This window comes from Candidatus Frankia nodulisporulans (assembly GCF_902806475.1).
GTDB classification, from domain to species: domain Bacteria; phylum Actinomycetota; class Actinomycetes; order Frankiales; family Frankiaceae; genus Frankia; species Frankia umida.
Map to the genome: position 1 here is coordinate 1 of NZ_CADCWS010000399.1, position 2486 is coordinate 2486.

The window sequence follows — 2486 nt, forward strand, 5'->3', positions numbered from 1 at the left end:
TTGAAGCTCTGGCACGAATACGAACGGGAGACCAAAGGCAAGTCGGTGATCCGGTTCAGCAAGGGGCTCCGTGGCCTGCTCCTGCCCGGCGAGGAGGAGGCCTCCGACGAGGACCTCGCCGCCGACGGCGAGGGGGTGGAGGTCGGCCGGCTGGCGAACTGGCTCTACCGCCGCGTCGTCGCCCTCGGCCTGGAAGCCGCGGTGCTGCGCTCGCTGGACACCGGCGGCTTCACCGCCCTCACCGACCTACTCACCGCCTACCACCTCGACACCACCGGCCTCCACGGCCCCACCCAGGAGATCAACCCGGGGGGTGTCGACAACACCGTTGGCTAGCACTCTCAGCTGATCTTGCCTGGAGGCGTCCGGTGCCCCGTGGAACTGGCCTTCGGCGGGGCACTGGCGGGCCGGGGGCCCGCACCCTGGTGGGTGAAGGACTGGGTGTTGACGCGGCATCCGGCGTGTTCGTTCTTGCTTGCTGTGCTGGTGCGGCCGAGGAGGCTGCGTGTTGTCCCGTTCATGGTGTCTCGGTGGGGAGACGATGGTCTGGCTTGATCAGGAGAAGTTCATCCACCTGATCATGGTGCGCAGGTCGACGCCGGGGGCTTGGACGAGAGGCTCATCGTGAAAACTCGGGCAGCAAAGGTCGTTGTCATCGGCGGCACCCTGTTCGCCACGGGGGGCACCTCGTTCGCCGCGGCCGCCCTCCCGGAGGGAGGGTTCGTGGCGGCCTGGGGCACAGGCTCAACTGCTAAGGCGGCGGAGGATCAGGCCACGTCCCGCGCGGAGGCTCAGTGTCAGTCGGGGAAGGTGACCATCGGTCCTTACTCTTACTACAACACCTACTTCGACCGCGAAATTGGGAAATGGTCGGCCGGCTACGCAGGTAACTGCCTATGAAGATCTCGTCGGCGATGACGAGGATGGGACGGAGGCCGGCCCCATGCAGGAGATCAACTTGCGGGGTGTCGACAACAACGTTGACTAGCACCCTCGGCTGATCTTGTTCGGTCGTCTGACGCCCCGCCGGACCCGTCCTCGGCGGGGCGTTGACATGTCGGCCGTCGGCCCAGCCGGGCGAAGAACTGGATGTCAGTGGGGGGGGCTGCGAGGAACTTCCCCACGTCCCACGGCGCCCGTCCCTGCAAGATCCGGGGCCATGGCCGACCCCGCCCCCCGCGACGAAACAGCCGACGAGTTCGACACAGCGTGACCATCCAGGCGAGGGACCCAGCGAGGGAGGACCGAGGGAGGACCCAGGGACCGAGGGAGTTCTCCCTCGCTGGGTCCCTTATCGCCTCCCCTGCTCCCGTACCGCCGTCTAGCAGCGCGAATAGTCGCAGACCGCACCCCCAAGGGAGTCAAGGGACCCGAGGGACCCCCCCTCACTCCGACGCCGTCGGGGCCCCAAAACCGGGATCGAGGCGCCCACCTGCGCCTCCCTCCCTTCCCAACCCGCACCCACATTCAGTTATAGAACGTCACAACCCGAGAGAGTCCGTCAAACCCGCCAGCCGCCTGCCCGCAAACTTCACATGGGGGTGAGGGCGGTCGAACGCTGTCTGATTCAACTGGAACGACAGGGGATCATCCGCCCGGCCGGTGCATCTCTCCCGGTTGTCGTCCGGTGGACGTGAGGGAACGGGCGGACTGGGCATGCCCTGGACGTTGAAGCGCCCCGCCGGAGCGGTCCGACGGGGCGCTGTCGCTTCCTCTGGGCTGTCGCATTTTCAGGTGATCAGACGACTCCCTTGATCATTGAGAGCTTGGACTCCTCGCAGGCCTTCTGAGCTGCGCGTTCACGCCTTCGCTCCATGATTTCTGGCCTAGGTCGCCCTCGGCCGGGACGGTTTTCCAGCCATGTGGTCACGGTCGACAGCTTCCAGCGGGGCCGGCGGGGCGAGGTCTGCTCATCAGGTTCGGGCAGGTACCCCGACCGCCTGTAGCTGTATGCCGTGACGAGTGAGATGCCCGCCAGCTTGGCTATGTCTGTGTAGTCGAGCAGTGGCTCAAAGTTGCGAACGCTCTCTTCCATGTTCGAGAGAATAGCAGCTTGACTTGCTAAACATTGACATGTAGCGTTCGACCCCACAACTGAAAAGCGCCCCCGGACCGGTGTCTCCAACACCGGCCCGAGGGCTAACGGATCACCTGCAACGACAGGAGCCCGCTATGAGTCATCTTTCCCTGCCTGCGTGCGGATCTGCGCGCCAGGCTTCGCCCGTCACTGCCCGTCTGGGTGGTGTGGCATGAGTCGCCGTCCGGGTCGGATCACGGTCACAGTCGACCAGCCTGAAGAGATCTTCGACCCGGTGATCCTCGCCGCGCTGCAGGCCGGCCGCCGTGTGACCGCCGCTGAGGAGTTGGACGTCCGCCGTCGGCACACCGCGGAGCTCGCTGCCGACCGTGGTGTCTGCTGCCGGGCGTGCGGGTTCGTGCTGACCGTGCAGCACCAGGCCTGCCCGTCGATCGTGCTGGTGGATTCC

The 2486-nt window shown here is 66.0% G+C and carries 3 protein-coding genes; all 3 read left to right on the forward strand.

Annotated features, from left to right (window positions below; all coding sequences use genetic code 11):
* Positions 1-336 (forward strand): hypothetical protein (locus G6R24_RS20190; protein WP_420840679.1); only part of this gene is annotated, 336 nt, incomplete at its 5' end.
* A gap of 270 nt (positions 337-606) precedes the next feature.
* Entirely contained in the window at positions 607-900 is a 294-nt protein-coding gene (locus G6R24_RS20195) for a hypothetical protein (protein ID WP_163550721.1), read from the forward strand.
* Between the two features lie 1349 nt (positions 901-2249).
* The coding region (locus G6R24_RS20200) for a hypothetical protein (protein WP_163550722.1) at positions 2250-2486 on the forward strand (237 nt) is incomplete at its 3' end.